Genomic DNA, 21,971 nt, shown 5'->3' with positions numbered 1-21,971 from the left:
CTTGAAAGGAAGTTAATTTTAAAATGAAAAAGATTGTTTTCTTTGATATAGATGGGACCTTATTGGATCACGATAAAAACTTGCCGGACAGTACGAGAGAGGCAATCGGCAAGCTGAAAAAGAACGGAACTTTCGTGGCAATTGCCACTGGCAGGGCGCCTTTCATGTTTGAAAGTCTTCGCAGAGAACTTGATATTGATTCATTTGTCAGCTTTAATGGCCAATATGTAGTATTCGAAAACGAACCCATTTATCGTAATCCTCTTAAATCATCTGAGATTGAAAAGCTATATCTTCATGCACAGTTAAATGGGCATCCATTGGTGTTTATGAATGAGAAAACGATGAAATCCACAGTACACCACCATGCATTTATTGAAAAAAGCATGGGCAGCTTAAAGTTTCCGCATCCTGAGGAAGATCGTGAGTTTTACAGCGGAAGGGAATTGTATCAATCGCTCCTGTTCTGCGAGGAAAAAGATGAGGAAAAGTATATTTCTTCTTCTATATATCCTGATTTTGGCTTTATCAGATGGCATCCATACTCTGTTGATGTTTTGCCTGCAGGCGGTTCTAAAGCTGAGGGAATAAAACAAATGATTAAAAGGCTTGGGTTTGATTTGAAGGATGTATACGCGTTTGGAGATGGACTAAATGATATAGAGATGCTAAACGCTGTAGGAACCGGAATAGCAATGGGCAACGCAGAAGATGTGGTTAAGAAGGCTGCAGACCATGTAACCTCCGGTGTTGACGATGAAGGAATTTGGAAGGGGCTAAAGGAACATCAATTAATATAGGAAATGAAGGAAAGCATCCGAGTAATTAGCTGGAGGCTTTCCTTTTGTCATGCTATGGATCAGCAAGCTACCGCTCTATAGCAATTGCATTTTCAATTGGATGAAACGGATTTTGTTTATTAATGTGATCGTAAAACATGATTCCGTTCAGATGATCAATTTCGTGCTGAAATACAATGGCTGGCAGCCCTTTGAGCTTGAGTTTTACTTCATTGCCCTGCAAATCAGTACCTTTTACTGTCACTTTTGCATATCTGGGTACAAAACCGGGTATGGATTCATCAACAGATAAACAGCCTTCTCCTTCAGCCAGATAAGAAAGCTGCACAGAATGACTAATGATCTTAGGGTTGAAGAGAGCATAACTGTATAGATCCTGGTTATAGGTTACATGAACAGCGATCATCCGCCTGGAAACATTAATTTGAGGAGCAGCTAAACCAATGCCTGCCCTTAAGCCATATTTTGCAGAAAGCTCTGGATCCTGGCTGTTTTTTACATATTCCATCATTTCTTTTAAGATTTGTATTTCTTCTGCAGATGGTGGCATGTTCACTTCCGCGGCAATTTTCCTTAAAGTTGGGTGGCCGTCGCGAATAATATCTTTCATGCTCAGCATGATTATCACTCCCGCTAAGTAATAAAGAATAGAAAAATGGCTAAATTATTGGCAAGAAGATCAAATGACATAGCCAAAAAAACCATGAGTCTATTTAATTATATTCAGTCTATCAGAGCGGGGCAAAAAAGTTAATAAGAGAAGGCGCCTTTGGCACCTTCCCAAATAATTAAAACTTCCAGCAAGCGCAGCCAACTATGATTAAGAGAATGAATAATACTACTATTAACGCAAAACCTCTGCCGCAGCCGGCTCCTGCTACTGGATATCCGCATCCAAAACCGTAACCGCCATATCCGTACATGAAGGATAACCTCCCTAAAGTAAGATTATCGTCCATTTTTTTGAATTGCCGCATCGGACGATTAATATAGCCTATGTTTTTAATGATGTTTGGTGTAGGCCTATGCCCAAGTCATAAAGGAAAAATGGAGTGAATAGATTTAAATTATACTTGTAATGAGGACAAGCTTCTGCAATGATGCGAAGAGTGTCAAACCAAAGGGCTATTGTCAAACCGGGCAGGTACCTTTATAGTTAAAAATGTTATAAGTAAGGAGGTTTCAAGGTGTTGATTTTGAACAAAAGTAGACTGCTGCTTGTTTTTATCATAGGGGCTTTCATCCTCACAGGCTGTATGAACAGTCCGGATCCCGAGGAAAAAATATATGATGTGCTGGAGAGTGTTGTAGCTAAAGAAAAGGATTTTGAAAAGCAGCAGGAACCGCTCGTGAAGCTGGAGAAAAGAGAAAAGGAATTATACGATAAAATTATCAACCTGGGAATGAAGGATTTCGAGGAAATTAAAAAGCTGTCTGATGAAGCTTCCGCCATTGTGGATCAGCGGGTAGCTCACATGGAGAAAGAGCAGGAAAGCATCCAGGCGTCGAAAAAAGAATTTGAGACATTATCTCCGACCATAGAGGAGATAGAGGATCAAAAATTGAAAGATAAAGCTAAAGAGCTGTATGAGATCATGATGGAAAGGTATAAAATCCATGATGCTCTTTACAAGGATTATTCTAAAGCGACTCAATTAGATGAAGAGTTGTATGCCATGTTTAAAAAGGAGGATCTTACTCTAGAACAGCTGGAAGGCCAAGTGAGCAAAATAAATGATATGTATGAAAAGATACTGGCTTCAAATAAACAGTTCAATGAAAAAACAAAAGAGTATAACGAAGCCAAACTGGATTTCTATAAAGAAGCAGGACTTGAAATAAAAACAGAAGGATAATATTAATGCCGGCATATTAATGCCCGGCATTTTTTTGCTTTTGCTATTCTTAAAAGCAATTGAATGAGAGGAAATGCCGCTCGGGATGAATCCGCTTTCTTTTTGAGGGCGGTACTTTTTATTTTAAAATAATGACGGGAGGGTTTTCTTTACTATAACACATCGAAATATAATAGTTTTTTATAGTACAGATGCGATTCAGTCGATAATACAGTTTTGATTATCAATAAAAAATATAAAAAGTATGGAAACTGTGAAAAACAAAAAGCAAGGTAATTGACTAAGGTCTTGGAGGTGTATTAAACTAAATCTCGTAATTAATTCTGTATCAATTATGTTGCAAAATAAATTGATACAGAATATGATAGTTAAAGATGAACAGAAAGACGTTTTTTTAGAAGTGATCTGTGGAACACTATTTAAAAGTATGCATATGGCAGAAACGAATGTTCTGCTTTTTAGAGATGCTTAATAAAACATGCCGGAAAGAGAAAACTTTTTGCCTTTGGAAAGAGTATCTAATATGGCTTCGTTTTGGGTAACCTAATTTTTGTGTATAAAACTCTATAAACGTCTTTTTATGAAAGGAAAGGGTGACTGATATGGCTTCTAAAACAAAGAAGGCACAATTCGATGCTAAAAAACAGCTCGAAACAGTTGAAGAACAGTTCCAAACTCTACAAATTTTAAACGAAGAAGGCAAGGTTGTTAATGAATCAGCAATGCCTGACTTAAGCGACGAGCAGCTTCAGGAATTAATGCGCCGTATGGTTTATACTCGCATTCTTGATCAGCGATCCATTTCACTTAACAGACAAGGCCGCTTGGGCTTCTATGCTCCTACTGCCGGACAGGAAGCTTCTCAGCTAGCATCTCATTTTGCATTGGAGAAAGAAGATTTCATTCTTCCAGGATATCGTGATGTTCCTCAAATCATTTGGCACGGCCTTCCGTTATACCAGGCTTTCCTATGGTCCCGCGGACACTTTGAAGGCGGAAACATCCCTGAAGGTGTAAATGTCATTTCACCTCAGATTATCATTGGAGCTCAATATATTCAGACTGCAGGGGTTGCCCTTGGAATGAAGAAGCGCGGCGAAAAGAAGGTTGCCATCACTTATACTGGAGACGGCGGTGCTTCACAAGGTGACTTCTATGAAGGCATCAACTTTGCAGGAGCATTCAAAGCACCTGCTATCTTCATTGTTCAGAATAACCGCTTTGCAATCTCTACTCCAGTAGAAAAACAATCAGCAGCAAAAACAATTGCACAAAAAGCAGTGGCTGCCGGAATTCCTGGAATTCAGGTTGATGGTATGGATCCTCTTGCTGTCTATGCAGCTGTTCGCGAAGCGCGTGAACGTGCATTGAATGGTGAAGGTCCTACACTAATCGAAACTTTGACTTACCGCTACGGACCACACACAATGGCCGGTGACGATCCAACGCGTTACCGTACTTCTGACCTGGATAATGAATGGGAAAAGAAAGATCCGCTTGTTCGTTTCCGCAAGTTCCTTGAGGATAAGGGCATCTGGAATGAAGACATGGAAAACGAAGTAATAGAACAAGCAAAAGAAGATATTAAAGAAGCTATTAAAAAGGCTGATGATACACCTAAACAAAAGGTTACTGACCTTATGAACATTATGTATGAAGAAATGCCTTATAACCTAAAAGAACAGTATGAAATATACAAAGAAAAGGAGTCGAAGTAAGCCATGGCGCAAATGACAATGATTCAGGCAATTACTGATGCTCTTCGCACAGAATTGCGCAACGATCCGAATGTATTGGTATTCGGTGAAGATGTGGGCGTAAACGGCGGCGTTTTCCGTGCTACCGAAGGCCTTCAAAAAGAGTTCGGCGAAGAGCGTGTATTTGATACACCTCTAGCTGAATCCGGAATCGGCGGTCTGGCAGTCGGTCTTGGTTTACAAGGCTACCGTCCGGTGCCTGAAATCCAATTCTTTGGATTCGTCTATGAAGTAATGGATTCTATTTCCGGCCAGCTGGCACGCATGCGTTACCGTTCCGGCGGAAGATATAATTCACCAGTTACAATCCGTTCACCATTCGGGGGAGGGGTACATACTCCTGAAATGCATGCTGACAGCCTGGAAGGCTTAATGGCTCAACAGCCTGGGCTAAAGGTTGTGATTCCGTCAACTCCTTATGATGCAAAGGGACTGCTTATCTCTGCAATTCGCGATAACGATCCTGTTATCTTCCTTGAGCATATGAAATTGTACCGTTCTTTCCGTCAGGAAGTGCCTGAAGAAGAATATACAATTCCTCTTGGTAAAGCAGAAGTTAAACGTGAAGGTTCCGACCTGACTATTGTGACTTACGGAGCAATGGTTCATGAATCTCTAAAAGCGGCTGAAGAGCTTGAAAAAGAAGGAAAATCTGCAGAAGTTATCGACTTGCGTACAGTTGCTCCTATTGATATTGAAACAATTATTGCTTCTGTTGAAAAGACAGGAAGAGCAATTGTTGTTCAAGAAGCACAAAAGCAGGCTGGTATTGCAGCAAGTGTCGTTGCAGAAATCAATGATCGTGCTATTCTCAGCCTGGAAGCACCAGTTCTGCGTGTAGCTGCTCCAGATACTGTTTTTGCTTTCCCGCAAGCTGAAACTGTTTGGCTTCCAAACTATAAAGATGTTATTGAAACAGCTAAAAAAGTTCTTGAATTTTAATCGCATTTAACTGATGACACAAGGGGGAAATATCCCCCTGACGTGTTTTATAATGAACGATCGAAATAATAGGAGGGTGAATTCCATTGGCATTCCAATTTAGATTGCCTGATATCGGTGAAGGTATCCATGAAGGTGAAATCGTCAAGTGGTTTGTAAAGCCAGGTGACGAAGTACAAGAAGATGACGTGCTTTGTGAAGTTCAAAACGATAAAGCGGTTGTTGAGATTCCTTCCCCAGTTAAAGGTAAAGTTGAAGAAATCCTTGTTGAAGAAGGTACAGTTGCAACTGTAGGTCAAGTATTGATTACTTTTGATGCTCCTGGTTATGAAGACCTTAAATTCAAGGGAGATCATGAAGATGAGGCTCCTAAAGAAGAAAAAACAGAAGCGCAAGTTCAGGCAACTGCTGAAGCTGGCCAGGATTTGAAGAAGGAAGAAGCTCCTGCTCAAGATGCACCAAAAGAAGGAGTAGTTATTTCTGAGACGGAAGTAGATCCTAATCGCCGTATTATTGCTATGCCGTCTGTTAGAAAATACGCTCGTGACAAAGGTGTAGATATTCGCCAGGTAGCTGGAAGCGGCAAAAATGGACGCATTCAGAAAGATGATATTGATGCATTCCTGAATGGCGGAGCAAAAGCTGCTGAAGCCACTGCTAAAGAAGACGCACCAAAAGCTGAAGCAAGAGAAACTGCACCTGCAGCTGCACAGGCGATTCCTGCTGGACAATATCCAGAAACTCGCGAGAAAATGAGCGGAATCCGTAAAGCAATTGCAAAAGCTATGGTAAACTCTAAGCATACAGCTCCACACGTAACATTAATGGATGAAATTGATGTTACGAAACTTGTTGCACACCGCAAGAAGTTTAAAGAAGTTGCAGCTAATAAAGGAATTAAGCTTACATTCCTTCCTTATGTGGTAAAAGCATTAACAAGTGCATTGCGTGAATTCCCAGCACTAAACACTTCAATCGATGATGCAGCAGGTGAAATCATCCATAAGCATTACTACAATATCGGTATTGCAGCGGATACTGAAAAAGGTCTTCTTGTGCCAGTTGTTAAGGATGCAGACCGCAAGTCGACATTTGCCATTTCTAATGAAATCAATGAGCTGGCTGGTAAAGCCCGTGATGGCAAGCTTGCTCCAGATGAAATGAAGGGGGCTTCATGCACAATTACAAATATTGGTTCTGCCGGCGGTCAATGGTTTACTCCGGTTATCAATCATCCAGAGGTTGCCATTCTTGGAATTGGCCGTATTGCTGAAAAGCCAGTAGTGAAGGACGGAGAAATTGTTGCTGCTCCAGTATTGGCATTGTCACTAAGCTTTGACCACAGAATTATTGATGGAGCAACTGCACAAAATGCATTAAATCACATCAAGCGTTTACTGAACGATCCAGAACTATTGTTAATGGAGGCGTAATAACAAATGGTAGTAGGAGATTTCCCAATCGAAACAGATACTATAGTCATTGGTGCGGGTCCTGGTGGATATGTTGCAGCGATTCGTGCAGCACAGCTTGGACAGAAAGTAACAATCGTAGAAAAAGCTAATATGGGCGGTGTTTGCTTAAACGTTGGATGTATTCCTTCAAAGGCTTTAATCGCAGCAGGCCACCGCTATGAAAATGCAAAGCACTCAGATGTAATGGGTATTACAGCTGAAAATGTAAAAGTTGACTTTACAAAAGTACAAGAATTTAAATCCGGTGTAGTTAATAAGCTTACTGGAGGAGTAGAAGGTCTTTTAAAGGGCAATAAAGTTGACATCGTACGCGGGGAAGCTTATTTCGTTGATGCGAATACCCTTCGTGTAATGGATGATAATTCGGCACAAACTTATACATTTAAAAATGCAATCATTGCTACAGGATCGCGTCCAATAGAATTGCCAACGTTTAAATTCTCTAAACGAGTTCTTGATTCAACAGGTGCACTGGCACTTCAAGAGATTCCAGAGAAAATCGTCGTTATTGGCGGCGGTGTTATTGGAATCGAACTTGGCGGAGCTTATGCGAATTTTGGTTCTCAAGTAACGGTTCTTGAGGGTGCGGATGATATCCTTGTCGGTTTTGAGAAGCAAATGACATCACTTGTTAAACGGAACTTAAAGAAAAAAGGCGTTGAATTCATTACGAAGGCACTTGCTAAAGGTGTTGAAGAGAATGAAAATGGAGTTACCGTTAAGTTTGAAGAAAAAGGCGAAGAGAAATCTCTTGATGCAGATTATGTATTTGTAATGGTTGGAAGACGTCCAAATACAGACGAACTGGGCTTAGAACAAGCCGGCATTAAGATGACTGAACGCGGTGTTATTGAAATCGATAAACAATGCCGTACGAATGTAAGCAATATTTATGCAATTGGTGATATTGTTGCAGGTCCTCAATTGGCTCATAAAGCTTCTTACGAAGGCAAGATTGCTGCAGAAGCAATTGCAGGCCATAACGCAGAAATTGATTACTTAGCAATCCCGGCTGTGGTATTCTCTGAACCTGAATTGGCTTCTGTAGGATATACTGAGCAGCAGGCTAAAGAAGAAGGAATCGAAGTAACGACAGCGAAGTTCCCATTCGCAGCAAATGGCCGTGCCCTTGCACTTGATTCCACTGACGGCTTTTTAAAGCTAGTGACACGCAAAGAGGATGGCCTTGTAATCGGTGCGCAAATCGCTGGTGCAAGTGCATCTGATATGATTGCTGAGCTTGGATTGGCTATTGAAGCAGGTATGACTGCAGAAGATCTTGCCATGACTATTCATGCTCATCCAACATTGGGTGAAATCACAATGGAAGCAGCAGAAGTTGCTATTGGAAGCCCAATTCACATTGTAAAATAATTAAAAAAATCCTCCCTGCCAGGGGAGGATTTTTTTGTATATGATGACTATTTTTCGTCTTTTTCATCCATTGCATCAGCAAGCGGATGAATGATCTTCTCTTTAGGTACCGTGCCATTAATTTCTACAATCACTTTATCTTGATAGACCAGCAGCATGGCAGGGCAGTTTTCTACATTATAATTGCTTATATGGCTGGATTCAGATGCTGTTATGATTTTCATATTCTTGATCAGATCCGGATAGCTTCTCTTTAATTCGATGATGGCATCATAATAGGATATTTCCTGTTCATATTGTTTTTTATCCGTGAAAAAAATGAGCTGTTTAACACTATCGTCTATCTTCAGCTCTTTTTTTACTTCCTTATGATTGCATGAAGAGGTTACAAACAAGAGTGCAGTAATTAAGATCAGCGGCAGACCTTTCATCATTTTGCCCTCACTTTATTATAAATTCCACCGTATGACATAAGATTGTTTTATCTAAAGCAGTATAGAAGTCTCGGTGATTTTCCAGTCTTCTGACAGTTGATGAGCAATTCATAATAATCTCCTAATATTTATGAGTATTTTATCATATAGTGAAAGAAAATTTTGGCTTGTCATTCAAATGTTACAGAAATGAAAAATAAGAATATCCTTTTCAACATATATTACATACACAAGTGTTTCTTCTATTAAAAAAGCGGGTAAGGATTAAAAAATTTGGTGGTGGAGTGCATGAAGATTTATACAGCTCTTTTGCTGCAGATGTTAATTTGGAGCGGATATACTTTTATTGAATGGCTGTCAAAATATGACCAGCTCATATATAAAGTCATTATGTTTTTTGTTTTTTTATTTGGCAATAAACATTGGAAATTGGGTAATTAAGTCTGCAAAAAACATTTATGGTAACTGTTATGAGCTTAAGCTTATATGCATCTTTCCATTTTGCAATGTCCTACCTGTCCCATTGGTAAAGATAAGTATAAGGATAAAAAAATCGGCACCTTTTTTAGGTGCCGATTTTTTATTTGGCTTTATCAGCTGTTTTTTTCAGGATGTCCTCTTCTTTAAACGATTTAACCAGCGATGCCACAATTAGAAGCATAATGATGGTAAAAGGGAGTGCAGCTATAATGGAAGCTCTTTGGAGAGCTTCAAGACCTCCTGTCCATAAAAGGATGGCTGCAGATGCTGATTGAATAATGCCCCAGACAAATTTCACTTTTCCCGGAGGGTTCAGGCTTCCGTTAGTCGTCTGCATGCCAAGAACAAAAGTAGCTGAGTCTGCAGAAGTAATAAAGAATGTACTGATTAAGAAAATAGCCATTGAGCTAAGAACAGTGCTGAAAGGGAAGTTATCAAACACAGTAAATAGTGCTACCTCCATTCCCTGCTGCTCGATTGTTTCAAAGATAGGCTTCGCCTCGAAGAATTCAAGGTATATACCTGTTCCTCCAAAAACAGAGAACCAAAGGGCTCCAAATAGGGTTGGAACAGCAAGCACACCAATGACGAATTCTCTTATTGTCCTTCCACGGGATATTCTTGCTATGAACGTACCGACAAATGGCGCCCAGGCAATCCACCATGCCCAATAAAAAATGGTCCAATCCTGAAACCATGTCAGCTCCTGATCAAAAGGGCTGAGCCTGAAGCTCATGGATGGAAGGTTTTGAATATAAGACCCAATTGTCGTTGTGAACAGGTCCATAATAAAGTTAGATGGACCTACAAACAGCAGAAATAATAATAAGGATATTGCTAAGATAATATTTAAGTTACTTAAATACTTTATTCCCTTGTTTAATCCGGTTTGGGCTGAAAACATAAACAAGACCGTCACAACGACAATAATAATTAATTGAGTGTTGAAATTATTACCGATACTGTCGAATATTCCAGAAAGTCCTCCGGAAATCTGAATGGCACCCAGACCTAATGATGTTGCAACTCCGAAAACAGTAGCAAAGACGGCAATAAAATCAATTAATACGCCCAGCGGCCCGTCCACTTTGCTTCCTAAAATTGGCCTCAAAATGGAGCTGATAACTCCCGGTGCTCCTTTTCTGAACTGGAAATACGCCAATGCAAGCCCAATGACAGTATAAATAGCCCATGGATGAAGACCCCAATGGAAAAAGGAGTACCTCATGGCAGCCCTGGCTGCTTCAGGTGTCTGTCCTTCGAGAAAAGGGGGGCATAAAAGTGATACATAGGTTCCGACACTCCCCAAAAACCAGGCCTATTCCCATCCCGGCACTAAAGAGCATGGCAAACCATGATAAATAGCTATATTCGGGCCTATCTGCATCCTTGCCCAGACGAATATTGCCGTATTTGCTGAATGCTAATAGGATAGAAAAAATTAAAAAGATAGAAGCTGATAAAAGGTAAAACCAGCCGAACTTCTCCAATATGAATCCTTGAACAGATGCTGTAACAGAATCAAGATTGCCTTTTGGCAGTATAGTCTTTGGGACAAGTCCCCATAAAATAAAAATTGCTGTGAATATGACTGAAACCGTAAATACTGGTGTCAGTTTCTTCATCAAATCCCTCCAAATCTTATTATAATGAACGTAAATAAAATAATTCCGTAAAACTCCCAATCCTAAAAAATGCAGGAAAATAAGAATTCCGCATTCCTGACAGTTATAGCTTGATTTTTAAAGCATTTTGAAGCTCAGCAGGGGAGAGCAGCTTCCCGAAAAAGATCGACTATGTAAAATCTAAAGGATGTATAGATCCTCACAGAAATTCTAAATTTTACTTTTTGAATGTTCAAAACGGATCTATTTCGGGTAAAATCAGTAGGTAATGGTAAGGTGTCAAAAAGGGGGACAACTCCTTTAAAAGGCCATTTCACATACTAACACTAATTGGAGTGAGATTAAAGGGATATGCACTGTAGGGGGGCAATATGAAAATAACGGGGCTTATCATAGGTGTTTTTTTCTAATGATTTTGGCTTCTTGCACGGATCTTACTGCGGTTGAAAAGCCATCAGAATTGGAAAAAGAAGAGTATAAGCAAGAAGAAAATAATTCGGATGACCATTCCAAAGTTCATGAATCAAAATTGCAGAAGAACAAGGGAGATGACGAAAGAGAGCCTAAAGAAGAGGCAGTATCCTTATCAGAGCCGCAATACAAGATAAATGCAAGTAATTGGACAGTAGAACCAATGAATCATGCAAACTCAAAGGTTGTATTACTGACTATTGACGATGCTCCAGATAAAAATGCATTGGAGATGGCCAGGATCTTAAAAAAACTTTCAGCACCTGCAATCTTCTTTGTTAATGGACACTTCATTGATACTCCGGAAGAAGCAGAAGTTTTGAAGGCAATTCACGAACTTGGTTTTGCTATCGGTAATCACACATACAGCCACTACAACTTAAAAACCTTATCCGAGGCACAGCAATATAATGAGATTGTTAGTCTTAATGATCGAGTAGAAGAGATTATCGGAGAGAGGCCAAAATTCTTCCGGGCACCATTTGGATCCATTTCAGACTACAGCCGAAAGGTTGCTAAGGATGAAAACATGATTCTCATGAATTGGACATACGGATATGACTGGGAAAAGGAATATCAATCAAAAGAAGCTTTGGCAGATATAATGATTAATTCACCCTTTTTAGTGAATGGTGCAAACTTATTGATGCATGATAGGCAATGGACAAAAGAAGCATTAGAGGATATTGTGAAAGGGTTGCGGAATAAAGGATTTACACCTGTCGATCCTGCTCAGATCAGCCAGGAAATAGAATGAGAACAGCAGCTGCTGTTCTCAACGTTTTTTATAAATAATTATTTTCTTTTATAATAGTACATGATTCTTCCATTGAAGAGATGCAATTCACCTTGCAGCTTTTTAGCAAGAAATTTGCAAAATTCATTAGCTTTACCTTTATCTCCAAAAGTTGCAGTTTCCGGCAATGTAACCTGTATGTAGGCCTGCTCCCGTTCAGAGCCGTCTTCCTCAATAACTTTTTCTTTATCAATGCCAAGCAATATGGCATTATATCGGTCATGGTCTGAATATAGGTAAAACCAGGTTCCTTTTGCTTCAGGCTTCTCTTTAATCTCATAAGGAAAAGCGGCATCATTATATTCCCATTTAATCTGTCTGCCTGTTTTGCCTGTAATATCCTTATAATATAAGAAAAGTTCTTTAAGCTCTTCTGTTGAAATATTTTCCTTAGCTGATGAAGGAACCAGCTTGATAAAAGAATTAGCCGCCAACATCTTTCCCCCATTATCCCCATAATTATGGTAATGAACATCTTCCTTCATTCTAGCATTAGATAAAATCTTATGACAACTTAAAATAGTAAGGTAAATTTAAATTACTTGTCAAAGCGCCTAAAATAAATTATAATAATATTCTAAATATTTATTTAAAAGGGAGGTATTTTATGGATTATTTTGAGAAGCTCTATGATGAGCATGAAAACGTGAATGTCCGTTTTGTTGGATTTACCACCGAGTCAACACGGTATGATTTTGGAATTGTTTATACAAACCTCTTCTTTTCTAAGCCTCTGGTTATTTGTATGCAGACCGGCCGCTCCACTCTCCTTGACCCAAAAGATCTCGAAGACATCGAATACTTGCAAAAGGCATTTAAGCTTGATTTATATGAACAGGCAGCTGATTTAAGCGAGTTTTTCATAGAAGCGATCCCTGGTGCACGTTTCGAAGAACAATACGATTAAACAAAAAAACAGGCCGAATTGGTCTGTTTTTTTATTATGTCATACTATTAATAAAGGTTTATAAATGTTGTCAACGTAAATACCAATAAAAAACAATAATTATGTTATACAATTAGGCTTGATAATTTAATAATGTTATATTATTATTGATTTATAGATAAAGCGCTTTCAAATGATTCTAAAACTCATTGAAAAGGAGAATGAAAAGATGGGTACAATCGTATGCCAGGCTTGCAATTCAACTATTGATCACTTTGAGGATGAAAAAGTAACAGTACTATATTCAAAAAAATGCAATTGCTGTGATGGAGAAAAAACAGAGAATACAAAAAATAATCGTTAATAATAAAAAGAGCCTTTCCTAAAATGGAAGGCTCTTTTGCATTATCTGATGGCCCGGTGCTCTTCAATGACACGAAGATACTTGAAGTCGTAATCTTCCGGCCCTTGAACTGGAAGTCCCGCTTCCATATTCGTTTTAATATAACGCAGGTTTTCCTTAGTAATGATTTCTCCTGGAATAAATATAGGTATTCCGGGAGGATAAACCATAATGAATTCGGCGATAATTCTTCCTTCTGATTCGTCAAATGGAACCAGTTCTGTGTCAGCATAAAATGCGTCACGGGGAGTAAGCGATAAAACGGGAATATCAGGCAGCAGCACTTGAGTTTCAAGCTTTTCAGTATTTCCTTTACGCTCATTAGCGAGTTCGGCAAGAGCGGAAACTAAAATATCAGCTTCTCTTTCCGTGTCACCGGGGGTAACAATGCAAAGGATATTATATAAATCGGACATTTCTACTTCAATATTATGATGTTCCCGAAGCCAATTTTCCACATCGAAACCATTCATGCCAAGTTCTTTGACAGAAATAATCAATTTGGTCGGATCGTAGTCATGCGCCGCTTTTGTTTCCAGTATTTCTTCACCGACACAATATAGCCGGTCAATTTCATTGATGCGGCGGCGAATGGACTGGGCCAAATCAATAGTCTTTTGAATGAGTTCCTTTCCTTCAGTGGCAAGACGTTTTCTGGCAACATCCAATGAGGCAAGCAGTAAATAAGAAGTGGAAGTTGTTGTCAGCATGCTTAAAATGGATTGTACCCTTTTGGCAGAAACAAGATTCCCTTTCATATTTAAGATTGAACTTTGTGTCATGGACCCGCCCAGTTTGTGGACTGATGTTGCTGCTAAATCAGCTCCGGCCTGCATGGCGGATAATGGAAGCTCGTCATGGAAGTGAATATGCACACCATGGGCTTCGTCCACAAGGACAGGCACATTGTATGAATGGGCTATTTCAACAATTTTTTTAGATCGGCAGAAATACCGAAATAGGTAGGATTAATTACTAATACCCCTTTGGCATCCGGATGAAGTTCCAGGGCTTTCGAGACGGATTCAGTTGTTATTCCGTGAGATATTCCCAAGTTTTCATCAATTTCAGGATGTATAAAAATAGGGGTTGCCCCTGAAAACACAATTGCAGACATGACGGACTTATGAACATTCCTCGGAACAATGATTTTATCCCCTGGCCCGCAGACAGCCATAACCATGGTCATGATGGCTCCGCTCGTTCCTTGTACAGAGAAGAATGTTCTATCCGCCCCAAAGGCCTCTGCTGCAAGATCCTGTGCTTCTTTTATAATGCCTTTGGGCTGATGAAGATCATCAAGAGGACCAATGTTAATCAGGTCAATAGCGAGTGCATTATCACCTATATATTCCCTGAATTCCGGATCAATCCCGGCACCTTTTTTGTGGCCGGGTATATGAAATTGTACCGGATCCTTTTTTGCGTGTGCAAGCAAACCGCTGAACAGCGGTGTTTTGTATTGAGACAACTTATTCCCACACCTCTTTAAAATAATATTTCAATATACTCATGCTGTTATAAAACATTTGCATTATAGCATTATTCAATCCCTTTGCATAGAAAGTTTTATTGCATACTGATTCTGTTAATGCCTGTCTAGTTTCCGTCCCTAGGGAGGAAAGACCTGCCAATTCCTTCCGGAAGGAAAGAATACCTCCTCGCATGGCTCGTCTTGTGATTGCCGTCCGTCCCTGAGCAGTCGCCTGCTATTTCGGTTTGCCATTAGTTTTAGAAGTTAACAGGAATTTAAACCTTGCAAATAGAAATAAAAGTTAGGAAGAAATGGAGGTTATATAAATGAACTGGAACACACGTGTGACAGAATTATTGAAAATTAAATATCCAATTATACAGGGCGGTCTTGCCCATCTTGCCTATTCAGATTTGGCTGCAGCTGTTTCAAATGCCGGAGGATTAGGGCAGGTTACCGCAATGTCTCTCAGCAGCCCGGAAAAACTTAGAGATGAGATACAAAAGGTGAAGAAATTGACAGACAAGCCGTTCGGGGTTAATTTTGCTATTGGACAGCATGGAAGGCCATTTTCTCACTACCTGGATGTTGCGATTGAAGAAGAAGTCCCTGTTATTTCTATGACAGGGGAAATCCTGCTCCTATATTTGATCAATTAAAGGGTGTAAATGTTAAGAAACTTGTACTTGTGGCGGCAAAACGGCAGGCGGTAAAGGCGGAGGAACTTGGGGCCGATGCTGTGATGGTTGTCGGTCAGGAAGGCGGCGGACATTTAGGCAGGGATGATATTGGAACCTTCGTTCTTGTACCTCAGGTGGCTGATGCTGTATCAATTCCTGTTATAGCCTCAGGAGGAATCGGAGACGGCAGGGGCCTGATGGCAGCATTAAGTCTTGGCGCAGAGGGTATTGAGATGGGGACAAGATTTGTTGCAACAAAAGAATGCGTACATGCTTCTGAATTATATAAAAATCGTTTAGTCGAAGGCACAGAAAATGACACAGTAGTCATAAAAAGAACTATAGGAGCACCCGCAAGGGTTATCGCTAACTCATGGTCGGAAAAAATACTCGATATCGAAAAACAAAACGGCGGCTATGAGCAGTTAAAAGACTACATTAGCGGGAATGCTAATAAAAAATATATATATGAAGGGAAAGACCATGAAGGATTTGCATGGGCTGGACAAGTTATGGGATTAATTAAGGATATCCCGTCTGTTGAGGAATTATTCCAGCGGATCATTGCAGATGGAGAATCAATCAGAGGGAAATGGATTAAATAATTATGATAAAATAATGTGACAAAGCACCATGAATTATCATAAATGAGGTGAAGTGAAATGGAATATCAATACCCGATTGACCTGGATTGGTCAACAGAAGAAATAGTTGACGTCATCAAATATTTTGAAAGCATTGAAATGGCATACGAAAAAGGAATTGAGCGAGAACAATTCATGAATGCATATAGACGCTTTAAGGAAATTGTTCCGGGAAAAGCCCAGGAGAAAAACATCTGTGATGAATTTGAAGAACAAAGCGGCTATTCCTCTTACCGGACAGTTAAATTGGCCAAAGAACTTTCACCTGGGGATAAAGTAAGAATGCAGAAATAGACTTGGTAAAAAAACAAACCTTCAAATTGAAGGTTTGTTTTTTTTTGAGCTGCCTGATCCACGTTATGCGAAACATGTTTATGCCATTTTGTATAAGGGTAATAAATTTCTAAATACAGATTCAGCTTTTTCAATAAACTGATCAGGTGACATGAGAACGGCATCTTCTCGAGAAATTTGATAGCCGCAAAGAATTTCAGCTTTTTTAACATTTTGCAGGCGCTGAAACATGGATCTCAATTCTTCTTTGGAAAGTTCATTATGCATAACAGCATCTGGTTTTGTGTGATCGCCGGACCAGACATAATCTTTGGGTATTTCTTTATAAAATTTATCCAGGCTGTTCTCAAAAGACTTGCCTGCGGCAGCTTTATTCGGTGCTTCATAGATGATGGCAAACCAGATGAATACATGCGTTTCCCATAAACCTATCTGGAAATGAGGAAGCATTTTGTATCCCCTTGCATTGCCTGCAAATGCGACCCAAGTATCATTTGGCGGATTCTTTGTTCTTCTGGCATGCTTAGCAACATGAGGGAACATTTCATCTCCGGACAGGTTTGAGAGAGAGGGTGCAAAATGGCGTCCCAACTCTTCTAACTTAGGCCTAATAACAGATTTTAACCTGTCCATTCTTTCATCAAGTCCATCTATTTTAAAGACATCGAAATCATCGTTTGTGAAACCAGGAAAAGACATAAGCTAACCTCCTATATGCTTTGTCAAATATTGTAGCATAACCTCGAACAATCGAAAAATTTTAAGCTTTAAAGAAGAGGCTAAATAAAGTTTTAGGTTATCGCACAAATTAGTTGCAACTGAGAATTGTCCTTCATATGATAATAGTAAAAATAATCAGAAAATTAAACACTATTGGAAGGGGTGTACTGTCTAATGAAACAACTTATGAATACAGTGAAGAAGAAAAATGGTGATAGGGAAAGAACAGCGGTCTTAAGGCTGGAAATGGATTATGAGTTAGCTACTTTGTTTGATGCCATGTCAGAAAGGAATGAAGATCTCCAGAAACAATCAAAACTAAAGCTTGAAAAAATCAGGCAGGAACTTCTCAGATTAAAAGCACTTTAAGATTAATTGTGACTAAAGGAGATAAGGCAGAAAAAATGCAAAAGAAAAGAAAGAATAATTAGAAACGGACTCCCTGATTACATGAGGAGTTCGTTTATTATTTTGGCAATTGTTTTTTACTGCAAATGATAACCCGCATCATAGGAGAGTATATAACTTGAAGAACCTTGCTAATTCATTTAAGCTAGTTATATTTTAATGATATACTAAGCGGAGGGCTGACCAATGACAAATTGGAGTGAAATTCATACATATGCCAAAGCCTTGATTAGAGAGGCCGGCGAGAATATTAAAAATTCTTTCAGCAAAACGTTGACCATCACCACCAAGTCAAATGCAAACGATTTAGTGACAGATATAGATCAGGAAACAGAACAATTCTTCATAAAAAAATTAATGAAAAATATCCCGGCCATCGAATCCTTGGTGAAGAGGGTTTCGGGGATAAGCTAAGTGATATGGAAGGAATTGTCTGGATTATTGATCCAATTGACGGAACGATGAATTTTGTCCATCAGCAAAGAAACTTTGCCATATCAGTAGGCATTTATGAAAATGGAAAAGGGAAAATTGGATTAATTTACGATGTAGTCCATGATGAGTTATATCATTGCATGAAGGGACAGGGTGTTTTCATGAATGATTTGGAACTTCCGCCATTAAAGGAAACGGAAGTATCAAAGGCAATAATCGGACTGAATGCTACATGGGTTACGGAAAATAGAAGAATTGATCCATCACTCCTGGCTCCTCTTGTTAGAAATGCAAGAGGAACTCGATCCTATGGTTCAGCTGCAATTGAAATGGCATATATTGCATCCGGGAGGGTTGATGCATACATAACAATGCGTCTGGCTCCATGGGATTTCGCCGCAGGTGTGATCATGATCGAGGAATTGGGAGGAATTGCAACAACCGTTAAAGGTGATCCGCTGAACTATCTTGAAAACAATTCTGTTTTTGTCTCTAAGCCAGGGCTTCATCAGGAAATTATGAAAGAATACTTAAAAAATGGCAATTGGTAATTTATCGAGCAGCAGCGTCACACATGCAGACTTGACATTTTTTTAGAGATCATCAAGGATAGTGCTGCTTGGGAAGAAGAAGAGAAAAGCGGGCATAACCTAATGGAATATATGGCCAGGTATCAGAAATTGAATGGTGAGTGGAGAATTTGGAGGCTTGATGGAGAACGGATAGCCGTCACATTCCATGTGAATTCATCTCCTTCTAACGGGAAACCATGGCTCGGTACGATTCTGGTTAAGAACAGTATTCGCAGGAAAGGAATCGGTACTAAGATTATCGAGCAGTTGGCCGCAGAATTAAAGGAAAAAGGAGAAAAGTCTTTCTTTGCGGGTGTTCCTGAAAACCGGCAAAATTGGATATATTTTTTAGCTGACGCCGGTTTTGAGCAATTCAAAATGGAGGCTTCTCCTGATGAAAAAGAATTCTTAATAATGGTCTGTCCATTAATTTGAAAAAGCTGCAGCGCAGAGCTGCAGCTTTTATGCCGTTTCTATAATAAACCGTCTTCCCTCATTTTCTTCTTTGTTTTAAAACCGTATCCCATTACAAAAATTAAAGCAATGATGGCAATAATCATGCCTATAATGCTTCTTTCAGCTACAGCAACGCCTATGCCCATCATGCATAGAGCTGCGCCAATCGCAAAGGCTAATAAAGGCCACTTGATTTTGTCCATAAATTTTTTCCACTCCCAAGCGGATTATTTTAAGTAAATACTGGCGAAAAATATGTAAAGAGAATAAAAATAAAAAGCATACATGAGGAATAAATCCTTTTCTACATTATTTTACACAAAAAGCTTTTAGGTTTCTATAGTAATTGTGATATAATGTATCAGTTGTGAAAAATGTTAAAAAGTGATTCAGTTTTTATAAATAGGAGGAAATCTTTTGAAATTAAGAGAAGATATTCGAAATATTGCAATTATAGCCCACGTTGACCATGGTAAAACAACATTGGTTGACGAGCTTTTAAAACAGTCCGGGACTTTCCGTTCAAATGAGCATGTGGAAGAGCGCGCGATGGATTCAAATGATCTGGAAAGAGAACGCGGTATTACGATCTTAGCTAAAAACACTGCAGTTAAATATAAAGATACAAGGATTAACATTCTGGATACGCCTGGCCACGCAGATTTTGGCGGTGAAGTAGAACGTATCATGAAAATGGTTGATGGTGTCTTATTAGTAGTTGATGCATATGAAGGGTGTATGCCTCAAACGCGTTTCGTACTCAAAAAGGCTTTGGAGCAAAAATTAACACCAATCGTAGTAGTAAATAAAATTGACAAGGAATCTGCCCGCCCAACAGAAGTTGTTGATGAGGTTATCGATTTATTTATCGAACTTGGTGCAGACGAAGACCAGCTTGAATTTCCGGTCATATACGCTTCAGCTATTGCTGGGACTGCAAGTACTACTCCTGATAAACAGGATGATGATATGCATTCGGTTTATGAAGCAATTATTGACCACATACCAGCACCTGCTGATAATCGTGAAGAGCCGCTCCAATTCCAGGTTGCCCTTTTAGATTACAATGATTATGTGGGAAGAATCGGTATTGGCCGTGTATTCCGTGGAACAATCAAGGTCGGCCAGCAAGTTGCTTTAATGAAGCTTGATGGTTCGGTCAAGCAATTCCGCGTTACAAAAATCTTTGGATTCTTCGGGCTTAAGCGCGAGGAAATTCAAGAAGCATTTCCTGGAGATCTGATCGCTGTTTCCGGAATGGAGGACATCAACGTTGGAGAAACCATCTGTCCTGTCGAGCATCAGGAAGCACTTCCTGTTCTAAGAATAGATGAGCCAACATTGCAAATGACTTTCGTTGTAAATAACAGCCCATTTGCAGGAAGAGAAGGAAAGTATATTACAGCCAGAAAAGTTGAAGAAAGATTGCGTGCCCAGCTTGAGACAGATGTGAGTCTTCGTGTCGAAAATACAGATTCACCTGACGCTTGGGTTGTATCTGGACGTGGAGAACTTCATTTATCAATCCTCATTGAAAATATGCGCCGTGAAGGTTTTGAATTACAGGTTTCCAAGCCTGAAGTAATTATTAGAGAGATTGATGGTGTTCGCTGCGAACCGGTAGAACGTGTTCAAATTGATGTGCCAGAGGATAATACCGGCTCAATCATTGAATCAATGGGTACACGTAAAGGTGAAATGCTTGATATGGTCAATAACGGAAATGGCCAAGTGCGACTAACATTCAACGTCCCAGCCCGCGGACTAATTGGCTACTCCACAGAATTTATGACGCTTACTCGCGGATATGGTATTATCAATCACACATTTGACAGCTACCAGCCTGAAATTAAAGGACAAATCGGAGGCAGAAGCAAGGGTGTGCTTGTTTCCATGGAAAGCGGAAAGTCATCCACATATGGTATTATGCAAGTAGAGGATAGAGGTACCATTTTCGTTGAACCAGGTACTGAAATCTATGAAGGAATGATAGTTGGAGAGCATACTCGCGAAAATGACCTTACTGTCAATATCACTAAAGTGAAGCATGCAACCAACATCCGTTCTGCTAATAAGGATCAAACGAATGTAATTAAAAAGCCGCGCATTTTGACTCTTGAAGAAGCTCTTGAATATTTGAATGATGATGAGCTGCTTGAAGTAACACCTGAGTCAATCAGACTGCGCAAAAAAATTCTTGATAAAAATGAACGTGAAAGAATGGCCAAAAAGAAGAAATACGCTGAAACTAACTAAGGCTAAGAAGGGGAGGAGAGAAGGATATGGATGTTTCACAGCGCCTTTCTTTTTTCGCTGCTTTGTTCAAAGTCCATGAGAATCCCACAACTGGAATGTGGCTTCTATATATAACAATTGTTCTACTATCCATACTGGTTTTTAAATTAGGTTTTGCCAAGAAACTTCCTATAATAAAATCAGCTGTTATATATACCTTCTTGATTTTAGGATGTACCGTGCTTACATTTCTTGGGGTATTCCTTCCTGTAGCAGAAGGTCTTGTTGTGGCTGCGTTAATCTTGATTATCTATAAAATCCGCCTTCACCAGGAAAAGAAAGAACAGGCAAAGGCGGAATAACCGGGAGAGGCTGAGATGAAATCTTTGCAGGATTCACTGTATAACTGGTTAACGATAAAAATTGTCTGTGATAAACGTCCGGATGATACAGCAGCAGCAGACACAGAAAAAATGTTTTTTGACATTCTTTCAGAAGAGCATAAGATTTCTGATATCGAAGTTGAGAAAGATGATCTAATGTACTTTGTGCATTATTCTAAGGATAAAGAACGGAAAAAGAGCCGTTTTCCCCGTGAATTAATAGAAGTGATGCTTAATCAGATTCAAAATGAACCAGAAAAGTATGTGAATTATCCAGAGGATTAAGAAAAGCCGTCCCTATATGTTGTTAGGGACGGCTTCAGACTGTCGACAAACTCGATGAAAATCGTGCTTGTCTGCAGTCTTTTTTA

22 protein-coding genes and 4 pseudogenes are annotated in these 21,971 nt (G+C 39.5%); 18 read left to right on the top strand and 8 right to left on the bottom strand.

The window, feature by feature from the left end:
- Positions 1–23 precede the first annotated feature (23 nt).
- Positions 24–800, top strand: a complete 777-nt coding sequence (locus M5V91_RS12950; protein WP_284522191.1) for a Cof-type HAD-IIB family hydrolase — start codon at positions 24–26, stop codon at positions 798–800.
- Between the two features lie 67 nt (positions 801–867).
- Here M5V91_RS12950 and def read toward each other — a convergent pair whose 3' ends face one another.
- Entirely contained in the window at positions 868–1,419 is a 552-nt protein-coding gene (def, locus tag M5V91_RS12945; protein WP_009330984.1) for a peptide deformylase, read from the bottom strand.
- 169 nt (positions 1,420–1,588) lie between these two features.
- Positions 1,589–1,723 carry a YjcZ family sporulation protein gene (locus tag M5V91_RS12940; protein WP_019381671.1) on the bottom strand — a complete coding sequence of 45 codons (135 nt, stop codon included), beginning with the start codon at positions 1,721–1,723 and terminating at the stop codon, positions 1,589–1,591.
- A 264-nt stretch (positions 1,724–1,987) separates the two neighbouring features.
- Here M5V91_RS12940 and M5V91_RS12935 point away from each other — a divergent pair, with 264 nt between their 5' ends.
- From M5V91_RS12935 to lpdA, 5 genes are all read left to right on the top strand, one after another.
- Complete coding sequence (locus tag M5V91_RS12935; protein ID WP_019381672.1) at positions 1,988–2,656, top strand: YkyA family protein; 669 nt, start codon at positions 1,988–1,990, stop codon at positions 2,654–2,656.
- A gap of 602 nt (positions 2,657–3,258) precedes the next feature.
- Positions 3,259–4,374 carry a pyruvate dehydrogenase (acetyl-transferring) E1 component subunit alpha gene (gene pdhA, locus M5V91_RS12930; RefSeq protein ID WP_009330982.1) on the top strand — a complete coding sequence of 372 codons (1,116 nt, stop codon included), beginning with the start codon at positions 3,259–3,261 and terminating at the stop codon, positions 4,372–4,374.
- Positions 4,375–4,377: 3 nt separating this feature from the next.
- Positions 4,378–5,355, top strand: coding sequence for an alpha-ketoacid dehydrogenase subunit beta (locus M5V91_RS12925; RefSeq protein ID WP_009330981.1), 978 nt, complete (start codon positions 4,378–4,380; stop codon positions 5,353–5,355).
- A gap of 86 nt (positions 5,356–5,441) precedes the next feature.
- Positions 5,442–6,788, top strand: a complete 1,347-nt coding sequence (locus M5V91_RS12920) for a dihydrolipoamide acetyltransferase family protein (protein ID WP_009330980.1) — start codon at positions 5,442–5,444, stop codon at positions 6,786–6,788.
- Positions 6,789–6,794: 6 nt separating this feature from the next.
- On the top strand, positions 6,795–8,204 hold the full coding sequence (lpdA, locus tag M5V91_RS12915) for a dihydrolipoyl dehydrogenase (protein ID WP_009330979.1): 1,410 nt from the start codon (positions 6,795–6,797) through the stop codon (positions 8,202–8,204).
- Positions 8,205–8,251: 47 nt separating this feature from the next.
- Here the strand turns inward: lpdA and M5V91_RS12910 are convergent, their stop codons facing one another.
- Positions 8,252–8,638 (bottom strand): hypothetical protein, encoded by a 387-nt coding sequence (locus tag M5V91_RS12910; RefSeq protein WP_009330978.1) that lies wholly within the window; start codon positions 8,636–8,638, stop codon positions 8,252–8,254.
- A gap of 288 nt (positions 8,639–8,926) precedes the next feature.
- On the opposite strand from M5V91_RS12910, the gene M5V91_RS30490 reads away from it, so the two are divergent.
- On the top strand, positions 8,927–9,079 hold the full coding sequence (locus M5V91_RS30490; protein ID WP_369425967.1) for a hypothetical protein: 153 nt from the start codon (positions 8,927–8,929) through the stop codon (positions 9,077–9,079).
- A gap of 139 nt (positions 9,080–9,218) precedes the next feature.
- Here M5V91_RS30490 and M5V91_RS12900 read toward each other — a convergent pair.
- Positions 9,219–10,743 (bottom strand): annotated as a pseudogene (locus M5V91_RS12900) (glycine betaine uptake BCCT transporter).
- Between the two features lie 409 nt (positions 10,744–11,152).
- Between M5V91_RS12900 and M5V91_RS12895 the strand changes: the two are divergent.
- On the top strand, positions 11,153–11,971 hold the full coding sequence (locus M5V91_RS12895) for a polysaccharide deacetylase family protein (protein ID WP_009330975.1): 819 nt from the start codon (positions 11,153–11,155) through the stop codon (positions 11,969–11,971).
- 38 nt (positions 11,972–12,009) lie between these two features.
- Here M5V91_RS12895 and M5V91_RS12890 read toward each other — a convergent pair whose 3' ends face one another.
- Positions 12,010–12,447 carry a DUF1885 family protein gene (locus M5V91_RS12890; RefSeq protein WP_251175671.1) on the bottom strand — a complete coding sequence of 146 codons (438 nt, stop codon included), beginning with the start codon at positions 12,445–12,447 and terminating at the stop codon, positions 12,010–12,012.
- Between the two features lie 170 nt (positions 12,448–12,617).
- Here M5V91_RS12890 and M5V91_RS12885 point away from each other — a divergent pair, with 170 nt between their 5' ends.
- Positions 12,618–12,917, top strand: a complete 300-nt coding sequence (locus M5V91_RS12885; RefSeq protein WP_009330973.1) for a DUF3055 domain-containing protein — start codon at positions 12,618–12,620, stop codon at positions 12,915–12,917.
- Between the two features lie 208 nt (positions 12,918–13,125).
- Positions 13,126–13,260 (top strand): GapA-binding peptide SR1P, encoded by a 135-nt coding sequence (locus tag M5V91_RS12880; protein WP_019381676.1) that lies wholly within the window; start codon positions 13,126–13,128, stop codon positions 13,258–13,260.
- 41 nt (positions 13,261–13,301) lie between these two features.
- Here M5V91_RS12880 and M5V91_RS12875 read toward each other — a convergent pair.
- A pseudogene (locus M5V91_RS12875) lies at positions 13,302–14,770 on the bottom strand (aminotransferase class I/II-fold pyridoxal phosphate-dependent enzyme).
- Positions 14,771–15,099: 329 nt separating this feature from the next.
- Between M5V91_RS12875 and M5V91_RS12870 the strand changes: the two are divergent.
- Positions 15,100–16,058: pseudogene (locus M5V91_RS12870) on the top strand (NAD(P)H-dependent flavin oxidoreductase).
- Positions 16,059–16,115: 57 nt separating this feature from the next.
- The gene (locus M5V91_RS12865) at positions 16,116–16,391 is read left to right on the top strand and encodes a UPF0223 family protein (protein WP_019381677.1); all 276 of its coding nucleotides are present in this window, start codon (positions 16,116–16,118) and stop codon (positions 16,389–16,391) included.
- A 78-nt stretch (positions 16,392–16,469) separates the two neighbouring features.
- Here the strand turns inward: M5V91_RS12865 and M5V91_RS12860 are convergent, their stop codons facing one another.
- Positions 16,470–17,090, bottom strand: a complete 621-nt coding sequence (locus M5V91_RS12860; RefSeq protein WP_009330967.1) for a YktB family protein — start codon at positions 17,088–17,090, stop codon at positions 16,470–16,472.
- Between the two features lie 195 nt (positions 17,091–17,285).
- On the opposite strand from M5V91_RS12860, the gene M5V91_RS12855 reads away from it, so the two are divergent.
- The 3 genes and pseudogenes from M5V91_RS12855 (at position 17,286) to M5V91_RS12845 (ending at position 18,961) form a co-directional block, all read left to right on the top strand.
- Positions 17,286–17,480 (top strand): YkzI domain-containing protein, encoded by a 195-nt coding sequence (locus tag M5V91_RS12855; RefSeq protein ID WP_009330966.1) that lies wholly within the window; start codon positions 17,286–17,288, stop codon positions 17,478–17,480.
- A gap of 225 nt (positions 17,481–17,705) precedes the next feature.
- Positions 17,706–18,505, top strand: a pseudogene (locus M5V91_RS12850) (inositol monophosphatase family protein).
- 102 nt (positions 18,506–18,607) lie between these two features.
- Positions 18,608–18,961, top strand: a complete 354-nt coding sequence (locus M5V91_RS12845; protein ID WP_284522190.1) for a GNAT family N-acetyltransferase — start codon at positions 18,608–18,610, stop codon at positions 18,959–18,961.
- A gap of 38 nt (positions 18,962–18,999) precedes the next feature.
- On the opposite strand, the gene M5V91_RS12840 is transcribed toward M5V91_RS12845, so the two are convergent.
- Positions 19,000–19,185 (bottom strand): YlaF family protein, encoded by a 186-nt coding sequence (locus M5V91_RS12840; RefSeq protein ID WP_019381679.1) that lies wholly within the window; start codon positions 19,183–19,185, stop codon positions 19,000–19,002.
- 214 nt (positions 19,186–19,399) lie between these two features.
- On the opposite strand from M5V91_RS12840, the gene typA reads away from it, so the two are divergent.
- The 3 genes from typA to M5V91_RS12825 are packed head-to-tail and all read left to right on the top strand — an operon-like array spanning position 19,400 to position 21,885.
- A complete protein-coding gene (gene typA / locus M5V91_RS12835) occupies positions 19,400–21,238 on the top strand; it encodes a translational GTPase TypA (RefSeq protein ID WP_009330962.1) in 1,839 nt (612 codons plus the stop codon).
- A 26-nt stretch (positions 21,239–21,264) separates the two neighbouring features.
- The gene (locus M5V91_RS12830; protein WP_009330961.1) at positions 21,265–21,579 is read left to right on the top strand and encodes a YlaH-like family protein; all 315 of its coding nucleotides are present in this window, start codon (positions 21,265–21,267) and stop codon (positions 21,577–21,579) included.
- Positions 21,580–21,594: 15 nt separating this feature from the next.
- Complete coding sequence (locus M5V91_RS12825) at positions 21,595–21,885, top strand: hypothetical protein (RefSeq protein WP_009330960.1); 291 nt, start codon at positions 21,595–21,597, stop codon at positions 21,883–21,885.
- The last annotated feature ends 86 nt before the right edge of the window (positions 21,886–21,971 follow it).

The organism is Cytobacillus pseudoceanisediminis, from assembly GCF_023516215.1.
GTDB classification, from domain to species: Bacteria; Bacillota; Bacilli; order Bacillales; family Cytobacillaceae; genus Cytobacillus; species Cytobacillus pseudoceanisediminis.
Note: the sequence above shows the minus strand (reverse complement) of the source record. Positions and strands in the feature narration are given on the sequence as shown.